Source organism: Streptomyces sp. NPDC047028, assembly GCF_040644095.1.
Lineage (GTDB): Bacteria > Actinomycetota > Actinomycetes > Streptomycetales > Streptomycetaceae > Streptomyces.
This window is the reverse complement of the sequence record NZ_JBEYVS010000035.1, coordinates 48,157-64,322: the sequence shown is the minus strand read 5'-3', so window position 1 is coordinate 64,322 and position 16,166 is coordinate 48,157. Positions and strand designations below refer to the sequence as shown.

12 protein-coding genes and 1 pseudogene are annotated in these 16,166 nt (G+C 64.4%); 7 read left to right on the top strand and 6 right to left on the bottom strand.

The annotated features are described in order from the left end of the window. Positions 1-18: 18 nt before the first annotated feature. A pseudogene (locus tag ABZ854_RS27610) lies at positions 19-369 on the bottom strand (DUF6009 family protein); the annotation flags it as partial. 76 nt (positions 370-445) lie between these two features. Next, positions 446-1,957, bottom strand: a complete 1,512-nt coding sequence (locus tag ABZ854_RS27605) for a phage/plasmid primase, P4 family (protein WP_361215633.1) — start codon at positions 1,955-1,957, stop codon at positions 446-448. Between the two features lie 933 nt (positions 1,958-2,890). On the opposite strand from ABZ854_RS27605, the gene ABZ854_RS27600 reads away from it, so the two are divergent. From ABZ854_RS27600 to ABZ854_RS27570, 7 genes are all read left to right on the top strand, one after another. Next, positions 2,891-3,265: a methyltransferase domain-containing protein gene (locus ABZ854_RS27600; protein ID WP_361215684.1), complete on the top strand. Its 375-nt coding sequence runs from the start codon at positions 2,891-2,893 to the stop codon at positions 3,263-3,265. An 803-nt stretch (positions 3,266-4,068) separates the two neighbouring features. After that, a complete protein-coding gene (locus tag ABZ854_RS27595) occupies positions 4,069-5,310 on the top strand; it encodes an efflux RND transporter periplasmic adaptor subunit (RefSeq protein WP_361215630.1) in 1,242 nt (413 codons plus the stop codon). A 245-nt stretch (positions 5,311-5,555) separates the two neighbouring features. Then, a complete protein-coding gene (locus ABZ854_RS27590; RefSeq protein WP_361215628.1) occupies positions 5,556-6,551 on the top strand; it encodes an FUSC family protein in 996 nt (331 codons plus the stop codon). 112 nt (positions 6,552-6,663) lie between these two features. Further along, entirely contained in the window at positions 6,664-7,542 is an 879-nt protein-coding gene (locus tag ABZ854_RS27585; RefSeq protein WP_361215625.1) for an ATP-binding protein, read from the top strand. A gap of 418 nt (positions 7,543-7,960) precedes the next feature. Then, complete coding sequence (locus tag ABZ854_RS27580; RefSeq protein WP_361215622.1) at positions 7,961-8,887, top strand: haloalkane dehalogenase; 927 nt, start codon at positions 7,961-7,963, stop codon at positions 8,885-8,887. Continuing rightward, positions 8,884-9,273, top strand: a complete 390-nt coding sequence (locus tag ABZ854_RS27575; RefSeq protein WP_361215619.1) for a DUF1330 domain-containing protein — start codon at positions 8,884-8,886, stop codon at positions 9,271-9,273. The genes ABZ854_RS27580 and ABZ854_RS27575 overlap by 4 nt, the downstream gene beginning before the upstream one ends. Positions 9,274-9,278: 5 nt before the next feature. Next, positions 9,279-10,862 carry a sulfatase-like hydrolase/transferase gene (locus tag ABZ854_RS27570; RefSeq protein WP_361215616.1) on the top strand — a complete coding sequence of 528 codons (1,584 nt, stop codon included), beginning with the start codon at positions 9,279-9,281 and terminating at the stop codon, positions 10,860-10,862. Between the two features lie 89 nt (positions 10,863-10,951). On the opposite strand, the gene ABZ854_RS27565 is transcribed toward ABZ854_RS27570, so the two are convergent. The 4 genes from ABZ854_RS27565 to ABZ854_RS27550 all read right to left on the bottom strand — a co-directional run bounded on the left by ABZ854_RS27565 (position 10,952) and on the right by ABZ854_RS27550 (position 16,039). Then, entirely contained in the window at positions 10,952-11,797 is an 846-nt protein-coding gene (locus tag ABZ854_RS27565; protein ID WP_361215613.1) for a hypothetical protein, read from the bottom strand. A gap of 21 nt (positions 11,798-11,818) precedes the next feature. Further along, complete coding sequence (locus tag ABZ854_RS27560) at positions 11,819-13,015, bottom strand: hypothetical protein (protein WP_361215610.1); 1,197 nt, start codon at positions 13,013-13,015, stop codon at positions 11,819-11,821. A gap of 219 nt (positions 13,016-13,234) precedes the next feature. Further along, entirely contained in the window at positions 13,235-14,968 is a 1,734-nt protein-coding gene (locus tag ABZ854_RS27555; RefSeq protein WP_361215607.1) for a putative adhesin, read from the bottom strand. A 711-nt stretch (positions 14,969-15,679) separates the two neighbouring features. After that, complete coding sequence (locus ABZ854_RS27550; protein WP_361215604.1) at positions 15,680-16,039, bottom strand: hypothetical protein; 360 nt, start codon at positions 16,037-16,039, stop codon at positions 15,680-15,682. Positions 16,040-16,166 lie beyond the last annotated feature (127 nt).

The following is a 16,166-nucleotide window of genomic DNA, read 5'->3' as shown; positions in this document are numbered from 1 at the left end:
ACGCCGCACCGTTCCCCGCCGGGAGCGCGGTGCCTTGGCCCCGGGCTTTTGCGAGATCGTCCGAGGATCCACGGCCTCCCCCCGGCGCGCCCTCCTTGTCCACGCCGTCCGGGAAGCTGTCGCGATCATGGGGCGGCAGAAAGAAAAAGAAGACGAGCCGCCGGTACAGGCACTGTCGGGATCCGGGCGTGCCCGGTCATTGAGTTCGGTGTACCCCACCATGCGGCCTGCCCGGGCGTAGTGGGGCTTGCTCCGCCGCCAGGGGGCCTCGTCGAGAGCCTGACGGACATAGTCGAGGGTGTCAGGGGCTTCCGGCCACACCGGTCGTTCCTCGTTGACGAGATCGCTGTCCGTCAGCAGTGAACTCATCGGCTCGGCCTCTTCCTCGGGCGGCGCCGGCCTCTGCTCAGGATTCCCTGGTGGTTCCCGATGCCGTCCCGGATCACTAGCCGTCCGTCAGAGCGATATGCGGATAGTATTTGCGCCCGTTGGATTTGATCATCTCTGTCGGCGACATGAGGCCGATATCGTGACGCACTCGCGCCGCGAAGGCCCGCGAGTCGACGGGCCCCACGCTCTCCTCCCCGCTGCACCATGCCCGGTAAGCCGCGTAGAGACTCCTCTGCTCGACTCGCAGACCCAGCCGGCGCCGCGCGTCCCGAGTACAGCGCTGGGCAAGAAACCGGCCGACGTGGTCCTCGGTCGTGGCGTACGTGTTCGTCGCGATGCGCACTCTGTCCGGACCGGTCAGCGAGTCCCGGGTCCTGAGGTAGCGGCGAGCCCCCTCGATCAGCCAGTGCAGGATCCCGGGCCCTTCCTCACGAACCAACTCGAATGCCAGGTTGTCGATCTTGTTCACGTCCGGCACCACCCGCTCGAACGGAATGAGGCGGATGCGTCGCCAGAAGGAAAAGCCGCCCGTCAATACCTCCGGCTGGTGGTTTCCGACCAACCAGAGATGATGAGTGGGCGTGAACGAGATGTAGCCCTGCCTGATACGCCGGGCCTTGATCCTTTCCCCTCCCGTCAGCAGACGGACTCGGGCCTCGTCGAACTTGTCCTGGGGCTTCAACTCGCTGCACACCACCAGTCGTCTCCCGTGCAGCTCGGTAAGCCCGGTGGAATGCCCGGAAAGAGATCCCCTGTCCATCAGAAATCCGGGGGGCGCAACATCGGCATAATCGCCCAGTATCTGGATCATCGCGTCCAGCAGTACAGATTTTCCATTCTTCCCCTCGCCGAACAGAAAAGGAAGAACCTGTGCGCTCACATCACCCGTGATCGAATAACCGAGCAGAAGATGAAGAAAGTCTGTCATCTTCTTGCCCTCCGGGTTCTCCCCAAAGGTTTCCGACATAAATCGATGCCAGCGCGGAGTATCGATTTCCTCTGGAGCCACGCTCGTGGCCCGTGAGTGGAGGTCGCGAGCGGGATCGGCGTTCCGCAGCCGCCCGGTCCGCAGTTCCACCACGCCGGCTGGGGTGCACAAGGCATACGGGTCACCGTCCAGCATGTCCGGCGCGATGGACATGTCCGCGGACGCCTCGGCCTGAACCAGCAGTGCTTTCAGACCGGCTGTGGACAGAGTGCGCCGCTTGTGACGACGGAGATCGCATTCCGAGAAGTAACGCATCGGATCACTCGGTGGAATCTTCTCGGCCATTTCACCCGCAGCCCAGAGAGCAGCGACCCCGCCACCCTGATTCCACCGGTATCCGTCCCAGCAGAACCACCCCAGCCCTTCCACATGCCGAAATCGGTCACCGTACAGCTGAACAAATAGCTCAGCGTTTCCCCGGTCCGTGAGCGAGGGCGGAATCAATCTACTGCGGGCCAGATCACGCGTCACGCACGTCGACGTTCGCGCACAGGAATCCTGAGACAACGGCTGGTGAGCGATGATCTGCTCAGTCGTGCCGGCTATATCAGAAGACCGCACATCTCTGGTGTTGCTCATGAGCCTTTCCCACTATGCCGGTCACCACATTGAACGACGCAGCGATGACTCCACATCCGGCAGGAGCAACCAGGATCCGAGCCGGCCCGCCCCAGGGCCACCAGAGCTCGATTTTCGCTTTTTGAAAGCTCAAGCGGTTCGCCACCGGGCTCTTGCGGGGGAAGGGAGGCGGAGCAACAGGCTCCCGAGGCGCGGTGTGCCCACCGGCGAACGCCATCCGTCAGGCACCTGCCTGGCACGAGAAGCTGACGGTTCTCACCGGGATGCAGTCGCACGAGGGAGTCCTTGTCAAGCAGGCGTGTGCCCTCACATGAGGCCGACACGGACGGGTGGACACAGCCGCCACCTACACAGCGTATGTGCACTTCAGGTGCAACTTTATACCCGCGATCCTCCGGCAACTCCAGCCCCGCAGCACAGATGATCCAATTTGTCGCGTTTCGTAATTGGCTGGATTAATTAGTACTCTGGAAGTCTGATATACCACTTCGCCGCCCATGTCGAATTCGCACCAGGCACAATCCCGTACGACGCCGGAAGAGACCGGTGGGCCACTCCCCCGCCCTCTCGCTTACTGGCCCCGACACGAAGCCGCAGGCCGAGGCGGCGGTCGAGCCCTCCTCGGGTCTAGGGTCTGTCACGTGAGCGCGGACGATGCGAACCGGCGGTGGACACAGGCAATGCCCGAGGCCTACGAACGCCACCTCGTGCCCGTCTTTTTCCGCCCCTTCGCCGCCGACCTGGGCGCCCGAGCGGATGCGTCGCGCGCCCGCCGGATTCTGGAGCTCGCCGCCGGAACCGGAGTGCTGACCTCGGCCCTGCTCACCGCGGTGCCCACGGCCTCGGTGGTGGCAACAGACCTCAACGACGCGATGGTCGCCGCCGGATCGGCACGGGAGCCGCGCGCACTGGCGGCAGACGGACGCCCAGGACCTGCCTTTCGAGGACGCCGGCTTCGACCTCGTTCTGTGCCAATTCGGGGTGATTTTCTTCCCCGACAGGCCCGCCGCCTACAGCGAGGTACGCCGGGTCCTGGCCCCGCACGGGCAGTTCTTGTTCAACAGCTGGGGCCCGCTGGCCTCGCACGGTTTCGGGGCGGCTTTCCAGGCTGCCCTGGAACATGCCATGCCCGACGGAGCGCCCCCGTTCCTCAAGGACGTGCCGCACGGCTACACCGATCCAACCGTGGTCGCCGCAGACCTCGCGGCCGCCGGACTGACCCTGTCCACGGCCGAGGAACTCACGCTGGAGGGCGTCGCGGAGTCGGCGGCCTCCGTCGCCACCGGGTTCATCACCGGCACCCGGTGAGCGCCGCCGTGCAGGCCCGCGAAGACGCACAGGCCCTTTGGGCCGCCGTCACGCGGGAGATGACGGACCGCCTCGGTACGGGCCCCGTGACGGCGCCGATGACCGCGACCGTCTATACGGCGCAGCATCAGAAATGAGCCTGACCGGAAAACGGCCCAGTGCTGCCCCGGCATGTCCACCGGCCGGTCCGGACGCCCTGCACGAAGTCGGCTGACCAGCCCGCGAACTCAGGAGGGGCAGCGGGTATGGGGGCTGCCCCCAGCCTCGGCGTCACCTCCCGTCAGGTGCCCCGGCCGGCCGGCAGCGGAAGCCGCGCTGATCCGGCGGCGAAAGGGATCCACCACGCCTGCGATGCGGCCGGGCCCCGTCGCCGCCTGCAGTCGCCGGAACCCCGTCCCTCGCATTCGACACGGCGTACGGCACATCGAGGAACGCAGCGACCTTCCGCCCGACCGTCTCACCGAGACCGGCTCCCCCCTCAGGCCCACCCCAGCACGACACGACATATGAACGTATGAGTTGAAATATGCAAAGTTGGTGCAAGCGGGTATTAGCGTAAGGCTTCCCACCTGGACGCATAACGAAAGGAACCGGTGCCGTGCGCGCCCCATCCCACGACGGCTCTGAACTGCGGGTTTGTACCCGGCTGCTCCGGTGACCGCCGCATACCCCGTTCATCGCACTGCCGCATTCTGATCGATCGCTGAGGAATCCCGAATCCCCCCTGGCCACTCGCTTGGAGTGCTTCGGAAGATCGGTAGACGACAATGGCTGAATTCTTGGCGCGTCCTTGGGTCCGTTGGGTGGCCCTCAGCCTCGCCATCGCGGTGGGCGCTGTCGCCAGCCTTCTGAGCACTACCGACAAGCGGTCTCGCCTGCTCTTCGACGTGAAACCAAGTGACGTATCCCTGACAAAGACGGTGACCGCCAGCCTCAAGCCCAGCGGTACATACCTGCTGTTCTTCGGCAGGATCGTTTCCCTCGGACAGGACAGTCCAAGCCTCGCCGATCCCTGCCAATGGTTCCCCGGCCGCTCGGACCCAGCCAATGAGCTCGGCCAAGTCACAAATCTTTCCACGAAGGCCGGACAACATGTGACGGCGGGGACAGTACTCGCCGAGACGAACGCGGACCAAGCCCATCACTCCCTCGACGCGGCCAACGAATCGCTGGCCGACGCGAGATCCGCCCTGGCGGCAGACCAGACCGCGGCCGCGGACCTGGCCGGTCAGCTGGCCAAGGCGAATGCGAAGGCGGAGCAGGAGCAGCCGCAAAGCTCTGCGGCACCCACCGAAAACGTCGACAGGTTCGAGGTCAACGCCCGGATCATGGAGTCCTTGCAGCGGGTGGCAACGGCGGAGAGGCAGCAGCAGACTGCTCAGAAAGCCGTGGACAACGCGGCGATCAAGGCGCCCATCAACGGCATCGTCGACTCAGTCAATACCGCGGTCGGCTCGACTCCTTCGTGCCGGATTCCCGTCATCACCATGCATTCGGACGCCCTGTCGGTCAGCGCCAACGTGACCAGTGGTCTGCTGACACAGCTGGCGCCCGGCCAGACAGCCGAAGTCAAAGTGCCGGAAACAGGTGATGTGGCCACCACAGCGATCGACACGGTCCCGTCAAGGGTTGTGACGGAGGAAGACGACGGGAAGGGAGGGTCGTCCGGCAGCCCGTCGCCCTCGGCGTCCACCGGAAAAAGCCGCATGCAATATCCGCTGACCGTTTCCCTGGACAAGCCTCCTGGGACGTTCCGGCCCGGCATGCCGGCTGAACTGACCATCACTCTCGCGCAGCGCACATCGGTGTTGTCGGTTCCTTCAGCGGCCATCCGCCATACGGCCGACGGCTCCTTCGTCACGGTGGTGAAGTGCCATGAGCGGGGAGGCAAATGCCGCGACGCCAAGAAGGTGACCACCTCCGTACGGACCGGGCTCGTCGGTGACACCATGACGGAAATCGCGGGCGGACTGAACGCGGACGACCAGGTGCTGCTTCCGTCCTCAGCGGTGAAGGCCCTGCAAGAGGCGGCCTCGTCGAACTGACCCTCCGGGGGGGCGGCCAGGCCGAGGGTCCGTACCCGGCGGCCAGGCTCCGAGCGCTTCGATCCCACGATCGAGCGGGGTGCGCTGCCTGGAAACTTCGTCCGCTGCAGCGGGGGCACATCACTACTGTGATGAAGTCACACTGGCGCCGTCTTACCCACTCCCTGTCGTTCGGTTTGCATTTCTCCCATGTCGCACAGCTGGGGCGGTCGTCTGTCGCGGCCGTCCTCTCCTACGCTGCCTCGGTGTCGCTGTATCCGACCGACGAAAACCTGCTGGCTCCTCTTACCGCCCTCCTCGTCGTTCAGGTCAGCGTATTCGAAACGATGAGGACCGGACTGCGTCGCGTCGGCAGCGTCGTCGCGGGCGTGCTGCTGGCCATGGCCTTCAGCATGGCGGCCGGGTTGACATGGTGGAGCCTGGGCGTGGTGGTCATCATTTCGCTCCTGTGCGGGCATGTGCTGCGGGTTGGGGAGTTTGCACCGGAAGTGGCGATCAGCGGCATGCTCGTGCTCGGTGTGGCCGACGTATCCGGCACAGCCGCCAACCGGATCGTCGAGACGTGCATCGGCGCGGTCACCGGCGTGTTCTTCAGTCTGCTCACCGGTTCCTCGACGTGGATGCAGCCGGCCAGACAAGCCGTTCCGGCCCTCGCCTCCGAGATGCGGCACCTGCTCGGTCAGGTCGCGGCCGAATGGGCACACGGGGCGGCGCCGGAGCGAAAGGCAGCGTGGGGAAAACGAGCGCACCGAATCCACAGGGACATCGGCTGGGTGGACAAGGAACTGGCACTGGCCGAGAGGACCAGGCGCTTGCATCCAGGTACGCGGGACGGCTCACCCGCTCGTCTTCGATTGCGCTCCGGGCTGGATTCCTTGAGAAGCTGCGCGTCAGCGGTGCAGACCTTGTGCAACGCACTGGCCTGGCCTTACGGTCCCGACACGTTCAGTACCGATTTCACCGCGCGCATGCGAGAAGTCCTTCTCTATTTGGGTGACGCCCTCGAGGCCTTCGGTCTGCTGCTGTCCGCGCCCGGCGAGGACGATGCCGTGGATGCCGACCAACGCCTGCGCCACCTCCTGGCCCGGGCATCGGAAGGCCGGGCCGCGCTCGCGGGGGAACACCGCGCCCGAGTGACATCCGATGCGGCCACGAAACAGCTCCACAGCACCGTGCTGGCCTGCATCGACAGTCTCATCAGAGATCTTCGGCGCCCTCGCGTTCCCCCGGGAGCGGCCTGACTGGGACGTAGGCGGATATACCACCCGGATCCACTCGCGCCGGAATCGGTCCTGGCATCCTTGCGATGCGGATACTGGAAAGGACGTCACTCGACGCTGAAGGGAGCATGACGTGCAGGTCAGCGTCCAGATCGCGGCAACCGCCCCCGATGTGGTCAACTACCTGTCGGTTCCCTTGACGGGGGCAGTGGCCGGCATGCTTGGCGGCCGTATCGTGCGTGCACGGCACAAGATGACCTTCAGCACCACCATCCTGTACGGAATCCTGGGCTGCGTCCTGGGCTTCCTCGTGCTTCAGTTCGTACCCGTTCTGCTGGGGCACGGATTTCCCTGGCTCAGGCTGCTGGTAGCGGGAGTGGTCGGCGTCGTCATCGTGATGGGGACGGGCCAGCTCGCCGCTCGCCGCTGGACTCGACACCATCCTGATCTGGTTCACGCCGACGATGTGACGGCGCTGATCGCAACGGGAGAGAGCAATCGGGTCGAATTCAAATCCTCTGCTCGCTGGAACAGCCACACCCAGAACCGGGACGAACGCCTGGAACAGGTGATCGCCAAGACGGTCGCCGCGTTCCTCAACGCCGATGGCGGTACCTTGCTCATCGGGGTGGACGACACCGGTGCGGTTCTGGGGATCGAAAACGACTACAGGCTGGTCCGCCAAGGCGATCAGGATCGCTACGAACTCTGGCTGCACGATCTGCTGGGCAACTGTCTTGGCAAAGCCGCACTCAGTCAGACCAGTATGAGCTTCCCTCGAGTCGGGGGGCGCGACATCTGCCGGATCGACATCGAACCCGCGCCCTCTCCTGTTTTCCTCCGGCCGCCCAAGGGAACACCCGCCGCTGATTTCTATGTCCGCCTCGGTAACTCCACCCGCCAGATGCGAACCGATGAAGTGCTCGAATACGCGTCCTATCGGTGGCCGCGCCATCTCAGCGGCCCACGCCACCGGTTCCGCCGCTGGCTGCGGTCCCGAATGAACCCGTGAGCCGCGACCGTCGACGGCCGCTCTGTCCTCGAGCGTCCGGCGTCAGGCGTCCGGTCCAGCTCTGGCTGCTCCTGCGGGGTGAGTGAGCGGTTCCGAGTCCTCACTCCTGCCCGGACCCTGCCGGCAGAAGCAGGGCCGCCGGCATTGCCTCCCCCAGAAGTAGCCGTGACGCGGGCAGCTGCCGACGGTTGCGTGATCACCAGCGCCTGCGCCACGGCTGCGATCACCGGGCGATGTCCAGGGGCGCCCGACGACCAGAGCGATGTTTGCACTATGAGTGTCACGAGGCAAGCGGATTCCGGCCACCTCCCGCGACGCGGGAAACCTCTCCCCCCACCCTTGCCCTTGTCGACACCAGTACATACAGTTCGCCAATAATTTCATTACATAGAGGATGCAATAAGTTTGGGGTGGGCTCATGCGGCTGCTGCGTACACCGGACGAGTGCTTCAAAGAGCTCCCGGGCTGGCCCTTTTCACCGCGATACCTCCAGGTGCCGATCGCACCGGGCAGTCCGGAGACCGCTCGGGTCCACTACGTCGACGAAGGGCCACCCTCCGCGCCGCCGGTGCTTCTCATGCACGGGGAGCCGACCTGGTCCTATCTGTACCGGCACGTGATCCCGCCCCTGACACTCGCCGGCCACCGGGTCGTCGCCGTCGATCTGGTCGGCTTCGGCCGCTCTGACAAGCCCGCGCTGCAGGCCGACTACACGTATGCCGCTCACGTGGCCTGGATGGCTCATGCCGTGTTCGGTGTGCTGGACCTGCGTGACATCACACTGGTCTGCCACGACTGGGGCGGGCTCATCGGGCTTCGGCTGGTGAGCATGGCTCCGGACCGCTTCGCCGGAGTCGTTGCCGCGAACACCGGCCTGCCCACCGGCGCGCAAGCCCCGACCGAGGGCTTCCTGGCCTGGCGGCGCATGGCCTCGCAGGCCGAAACCTTCCAAGCGGGCTCGATAGTCGCCATGGGCACCGTGGCGCACCTGCCCGACGCCGTCCGCGCGGCGTACGACGCCCCCTTCCCGGACGACACCTACAAAGCCGGGGCCCGCGTGTTCCCCGCCCTGGTGCCGTTGTCGCCGGAGGATCCCGCGGCGGCCGACCAGCGGCGGGCCTGGGACGTACTGGCCGGCTTCGACAAGCCGTTCCTGGCGGCGTTCAGCGATCGCGATCCGATCACGCAGGGCGGTCAGTACCCGTTCCTGGCTCGGATACCGGCAGCCCGCGAGCACATCGTCAAGGGAGCCGGCCACTTCCTCCAGGAGGACACCGGCCCTCAACTGGCCGAAGTGATCAAGCAATTCATCGAGACGAAGCCGACGAGGAGAACAACCCGATGAGCCTGTTGCCCACCCAGCAGCAGCTGGACGACTTTGTCACCAGCGACGTCGACGGCGAGATCCTCATGTGCAACCTGCTGAAATTCAGCGATCCGCAGGAGTACAGCCGCTACGCGGAACTCGTGGCCGAACTGCTGGAGAAGGTGGGAGGCCGGATTCTCTGGGCGGGCGCGGCACGGCACCTGCTGGTCGGCGGGCAACCGGACGACTGGGACGCGGTGGCCCTGGTCACCTATCCCAGCCGGCAGGCCTTCTTGGCCATGGTGGCCGACCCGGGCTATCAGAGTGCCCTGGAACACCGCGACCGCGGTCTGGCGAGGACGGCGCTGATCTGCTGCACCCAAGTCCCGGCGGACGGCGCCATGACGGCTCCGGAAGCCGGGTGAGGACGATGCGCCGGTGCATCTTGTTCATCACCACCGACCAACAGCGCTTCGACTCGCTCGGCTGCAACGGAAACAGCGTCGTGCGGACCCCCGTGATCGACGCGCTGGCCGCGCAGGGACACCGTTATGAACGCGCCTACAACCAGAACACGGTCTGCATGCCCGCCAGGTCCACCATGCTCACCGGACAATACGTTCGAACCCACGGAGTCATCGCCAACGGGATCCCACTGCCGAAGGACGCCCCGTCGATCGCCGCCCACCTCAAGGAAAAGGCCGGTTACCGCACCGCCCTCGTCGGTAAAGCGCACTTCGAACCGGCCTTCGACCCCAACCTGCGCTATGACGAGACGCGGCGGGCAGCGGCCGGCGACACCGGCTCTTGGCGGGGCTTCGACTACAGCATCCAGGCAGCACACGCGGCAGCGTTCGGGGACCATCTGATCCAGCACTACGGACATTGGATCGCCGAGAACCATCCACGGCATCTGCGGTCCTTCGCCGAACTCCTGGGCGCCGCGCCGGGCGGCGACACCGGAGCCCCCGAGACCAAGCACAACCCGATCCCCCGGGAGATCTACCACACCGACTGGATCGCCGACCGGACCATCGAGTGGCTGGACACCCTCGCAGACGACGAACCCTTCTTCTGCTGGATGAGTTTCCCGGACCCGCATCACCCCTGGGACCCCCCGCAGTCCGAAGCCTCGCGGATCGACTGGCGTGACCTCGACCTGCCCGCCGGCCACCCAGGAGACGACGAGGCCGTCCGCAAGGTCCTCGCCGGCAAGCCCGCGCACTGGCTGGCGTACTACGAAGGCCGCTGGGCCAACGCGGAAGGCGGCCCCAGCGCGTTCGTCCCTCAGCGCCTCACCCGGCCCCAGATCCTCGAAATCAATGCCCGCGTCCAGGTGATGAACGAACTCATCGACGAGGCATGCGGCCGTGTCCTGAGCCGACTGGAACAACGGGGTCTGCTCGACCACACCGACGTCGTCTACACAACCGACCACGGCGAGATGCAGGGCGACTTCGGCCTGCTCTACAAGGGGCCCTATCACGTGGACGCGCTCATGCGGCTCCCGCTGATCTGGAGACCGGCACCAGTGAGCGGCACGGTCTCCCCCACCGTCGTCACCGATCCGGTCAGTCAGCTCGATCTCGCCCCCACCTTCTGCGCCATCGCCGGAGTACCGCCCGCACCCTGGATGCAAGGCACCCCGCTGCCCACCTCCGACGGCAGTGGGCGCGAACGGGTCCTGTGCGAATGGGACAGCCAATTCCCCGGCTACGGCATGCACCTGCGCACCATCTACCGGGACGGATGGCTGTGCACCGTCTACGAACCGTCGACAGCGGGGGAACCGAACGGCCTGGAGAAGACATGGGGCGACGCTGTCCTGCGCCCCACGCCGATCCAGTACGACGGCACGGAGGGTGAGCTGTACGACGTGCACACCGACCCGCACCAGTGGCACAACCGGTGGTCCGACCCGTCCCTGCGTTCCCTACGTCGTGACCTCGTGGCCGATCTGTACGACCACCTTCCGCCCCGGACCAAACGGCTGGACGTCGAGGCTCCAGCCTGAGGCCCGCGGGCTCGCCGCCGTCGGTATCCCTGCGTAAGCGTGGTCCAGGGTCCGGCGGGCGCGCGTGCGTCGGCACCGCAGCCCGCACGTCAGCTCCTGCCGAGTTCGACGGCCCTCTGCGTGGCCATCAGGTCGACGACGACGTGGCGCAGGTCCTTCGGAGCGCGCAAGGGCCTCAATTCTGCCTCCACCGCGGCCGAGAGGGTCTCCCAGTCCTTGTAGCGGGTGTTTCCGTGCGCTCGTAGCAGCTCGTCATTGGTCACGAAGGTGCCGTCAGGCGTGACGGCCAGGAAAGACACACCTGACGCGTCCTGGAGCAACCTCATCGCGGATCCAGGAACTGACGGTACGTCCCTCCAGCCCACCTCGTTCACCGCGCGCAGCACCGCGTCTTCTTGTGCCGGGGACACCTGCGCCCGGGGCTCCTGTGCCGGCGGCACCTGCGCCTCGGGCTCTGAAAGATCCGCTGCCTGTGCGGGGTGCTGCTGGACCTCGGAGGCGCCAGAGCGCGGGTCGGTTTCCTGCCAGACCCATATCCCGTCATCCGGGAAGGCGGCATATTGGTAGTTGCCGTCCTCCCCCAGGGTCCAGTACCACTCCTGGGATTCCACCGGCGGTTCGAGGGGTTGTGCGTTCTCCGGGAGCCTGACGAGAGCAAGCATCTGGCAGAAGTACGTACAAGCCGTTTCATCGTTACCTGTGACCTTTGCAAGGTTTTCGGTCACGGCGTCGAAGCCGTAGCTTGTCTCGTCCGAGTGGAGGGCATCGTCTCCGCCGACTTGCCGGACCTGCTCACGGAAGATCTCTTTGATGCTTTTCCAGTCGCTCACATCATCGACAGTGAAGATGAGTTCATCGGATTGAAGGGCTGTCATGAGGACGTCTCTGTAGTCTTCCCTGGCGATGACGTACGACGTCGGGATCTCTTTGGGCATTCTTGCCTCCCACCGACCTGCTCACCGGGACCAGACCCTCACTTCATCCTGGCGAATACTCTGGAAAGAATCCTGCAGCTCCCCGGACTGAGGGTCGAACAAAATGACTTCTATGTCGCCCGTCTCATCAGAGTCCGCATACCCCACGATGATCAGCCAATGGTTGGACGCGTCGTCTGCCGCAAGAATGACCCGCCCCGCACTCAGGAGCTTCTGAACTTCTTCGAAAGCCAACTTCCCCCCGACCTCTTCCGCTCGAATTCCGGGCGGAGGTACCGGAGTCCCCGTGTTGTAACGCAGATAGTAGGTCCCATCCTGCTTGCCGAGCTCAGTCTTTTCCATTTCTTCGTAAATCTCAGAAAATGTCGCCGTTTCCAGGGATTTACCAAGTCTTCCGCAGGCAAGGTTGACCTGAGTTCGATATTTCTCCCACTCCCCGCCGGAATAGGGTCCCAAGGCGTAGAGATGCGCAGCCTCATACGCTCCCATAGGAACGCCCAGCACACTTGCGGCCGATGCCGCCGCAGCCGCATAGCAGAGCTTCGACGGTTGCGGCTGGGTCCGCCCGTGCACACTTGCGTCCCACCCCTGAACGACGTGCTTCTTCCAAGCGATCTTCTTGGAAGCTTCCTTCTTCTCCGTCTGAGACCTGACGATCTGCCCCTCGCCGAGCGGCTCATTGCAATACCCGCACCGGCCGCCATGCAGGCATGTGTCCATGTGGTAGAAGGGGCCGGGTCCGCCAGGATGTTTGGTCGAACTCACAGGGCATCGGACTATGCGCCCGCTACTGAAATCAACCGGCTCATCGCAGATAGTACACACGAGCGTAATGCCCGCCTTCTCCTCCTGCAGCGGTGCGGGTGCGTCAGGCTCAGCGGATACCGGGGGCGAGGTCCGACTGCTCGGCGGCCCGCCCCTGTCAACCAACTGCTCCTTACGCTCCACCAGGGGAAGTGGCTCAGGAGCCGGCTCGTCACGGCTGCTCGCGACATCCTCGGAAGAGGCCTCGGACGCCTCCTGCCAACTGACGCCGCTCCAGCTGTTCAGGTCGAACCCGGAACTCTGCAGCTGTGCCTCACGCTGCTCCGGTTCGTCACTCTTGTCCGGCACCGGCTCGGGGGCCGGAACAGGGGTCGGCAGCGTGGGTGTGAGAACCGCTTGGAGAGCCGCTGCAACCTCCTCGCGAACAGCTTCCCTGGAAAAAGGGGTTCCCATGTCCGCCTCCTACCACGGCGTTGAGCTGTTGCCTGGTCTCCCCATTCCGTGCGCATGCGCAGCTGAACGATGATTACTGCCAGCGGTATGCCGCCGGATGTGTATCAGTCTCTCTCCGCTGCCCCCGCTACGCATGTCCATGGCCGACCGCGAGAGCCGTGCTGCAGCAGGCTCTGTGGAGAGGCACGAGACCCTCTTCGCCATCGCTCGTTGAGCTCTTCATTCCGTCTGTCGCGCGGCGTGCCGAGTCAGCCCCTGAGCCGCCTCGCGCATCAACCCGATGTCCCGCCGCATCGAATGAATCTGCTTGCCCGTAGTCACCTCTCTCGCCTCGGCAGAGTCCAGATCCTCGACGCCTTGCAAAGCGTTTCTCATGATGTTCTGGAATGCCGCGCTTCTCGTGCTTCCTTGAGGAACTCCTGGCTGAATCCATCGGCGCCACCAGGGAGTGGCCGACCGGAGAGCGATGTAAGCCAGGATCTCATCGGCCGCCTTGACGCCCTTCTCCATCTCCTTACGCACGAAGCGCAAACGCTTCTTTTCTTCACCCTCCCCTTTTATCTTCTTAATATCTGCCAGGCTGCGTTTCAACCTGTTAAGGCTGGACTGAAACTCCTCCACGAGCCGAAGCTCATCCGCTCGATTTTCCCACTTTGCCCATATTTTTTGATACTGGCTGGGACTCTTGCTCTTCACGAGCGAATCGAAGTACTCCGCCAGTTCGGGACTCGCACTCAAAATCATTGAGCGCGACACGGGTGGAAGAGTGAGGAAGCGCGGAATACCCTCGTCCGGCGAAGTATTGATTGCGTCGATGAGTTCCTTCTTGAATTGCAGAAGTATCTTCGGAAGCTCCTGATCGCCTGCGACATGACTGGTGACGGCAGGGTTCCCGGGCCAGTTGCGGCACGCTGTCAGGTAGATTTCGTGCACTCTCATCATCCCGAGCAGCCCACGGCAGCCACGATGATGCTCAGGCGGAGGCGGAGCACCGGTATCCGGCCAACACGCATCAGGCGAAGTGCACAGTGTGACCCTGTCCGGGATTACGCCATCCCCCACAAAGATCCATTGCTCTTCGGGAACGAGACTGCCCTGACGCAACATGACCTGCTCGGCATCGGAAATTCGAGTAAGCAAGTAATTCGGAATTCTGTCCCCGGCACCGTACGCATGGTCCGCTCCTGCTTTTCGAGGGTCGAAGCGGCCGCTCAAGGCAAGCTGCGAATACACCTGGGGCATCGCCATGTCAAGATCAGCATAGAAGAGGGCAGTCATGCCTTCCGGTACAAAAGTGTCAGGCGGGATTCGCGCGCCGTGAGCACCCAGATAGAGCGTCTGCGCCTCGAGCGGGCCCCAGCCTCCGATTTCCGCTGCCTCCCAGGGCGCCGGAACATCGCCGGATGCTCCGCTCGACGGCGCTTCAGGATGGGCCTTCTTCTCCGGTTCCGGCGGCTTGGGGAAATGAACGAAGGAACGATCAGCTCTTAGCAGCAGTTCCCCGAACGCACATGTGAGCATCTCGGCAGTCAGGCGTGGACGGCCTCCGCCTTCCAGCCAGCGTCGCACACCGTCGACTTCCAGATACAGTTCACCGGTACTTTGGAAGGCGATGATATCGGCCGGAATCCCTCCCAGACGGACCTGTTGCAGCATTCCGCCGAAGTCGAGGTAATGGATCCTTCCTCGTGGGTCGACCACCAGAGTATTGTCTGGATCTATGTAGGTCTGAGGGATGCCGTCGATAAGCAGCATGGGCTTTTCCCGTACGAGGGGAGACGTCTCGGTCTCCCACACCCTCAATCTGCCATCGACCCATTCAACGTTGAGGGTATCCAGGATCTCGCCATCGCCGGCCTGAAGCCACCTGCTGCTGCCATCCGCCAGCCTGATGAAGACCTTTCCCTCATGTACATCTACCGGCGCATCGTCGTCACCGTTCCGAAAAGTCACTCGAGTTATTCTGCGGTCAGGCCCCAAACCCTCCGCAGCCCACATCCGGCCCGCAGGATCGGCGAACAGAGGGGCATCCTCCGAGAAGAAATCCGCGACACCATCCTGTACGACCGCCCCACAGATGGGGCATGCCTGCGCGGCACAGCCCGTATGGAAGAATGCTGCGCAGATCTTGCACTCGACGCGCTCGTCGCCGACGGGAGTCTCTGCTCCCGGGCATCCGGGTGCCTGGCACATCACTTGGCCGACGGACTTTTTTTCCTCACCTCCACCAATGAGGGGAGCGATAGTAAAGGGAGTCGGCACAGGGTTTTCTTGGATGAAGGCTCCCACGACCCCAGGAAGTTCATCGGTCACTGGCTGACTCATGGAGACCTCGAACCGTCATGGAGAACTGGAACTACGCCTCGCACGGTTATCGGCGTTCCAGGTCTCGCCCCATTTTCCTCCGCTCCCGCCACTTCGATCCTCTCCCCCGCCCACCCCTCACGCAAGACAGCCGTCGAATACAAGGCGAGCGGGCTCATGGACGGCCAGGGGCTGTGATGCGGATGCTCGCAGGGACAGGGAGCTCCAGGTCAGCCGGGGTGGGGAAGGAGGGCGAGCCGGGCGGGCGTCGCGTGCCTCATGGATCAAGGGCCGGCGGCGGGCCACGGTGGAGGATGCCGCGGCGAACCGCTGCCGCAGTCTCTGGGCTGCGGGCCGTACTCACCGATGATACGAGCCAAATGATCCCCAGCGAGCTGTCGAAGTCAGCTCCCAGACATCCTCGTAGGTGCTGTCAATACTGATGCCCTGCCGTGCCCTGTGTTCGAGCGGGGTGTCTGCTCGCCGCCGAGCCGCCCACCGCGCCTGATCAGCATTGCGCGCATCGGTGATCACGTAGGAGTGAAGCGTTCCGTCTACGAGGCGAAAGGTCACCAGCCAGGGGGTGAGGTGGGTACGTTTCGTGCCATACACGGTCGCCCGGGCAGGCGGCTGCAACGTGTCTGAGGGTTCCAGGACCTCGCGAAGGAATGCTTTCACCCTGCCCGGCCACTTGTGACGCCGTTCGGCGGCTTGCTCCATCTGCAGCTCCTTCGTGGCTCCGAGTCGGCGTCAGGCCTGTCCCTCCACTCGACATGTCCTTTTTAGACCATATTGCACCAAGTGTGCAACTAGATGGTCGCATGCGTCCACCTTGGGCCCCCGTCGC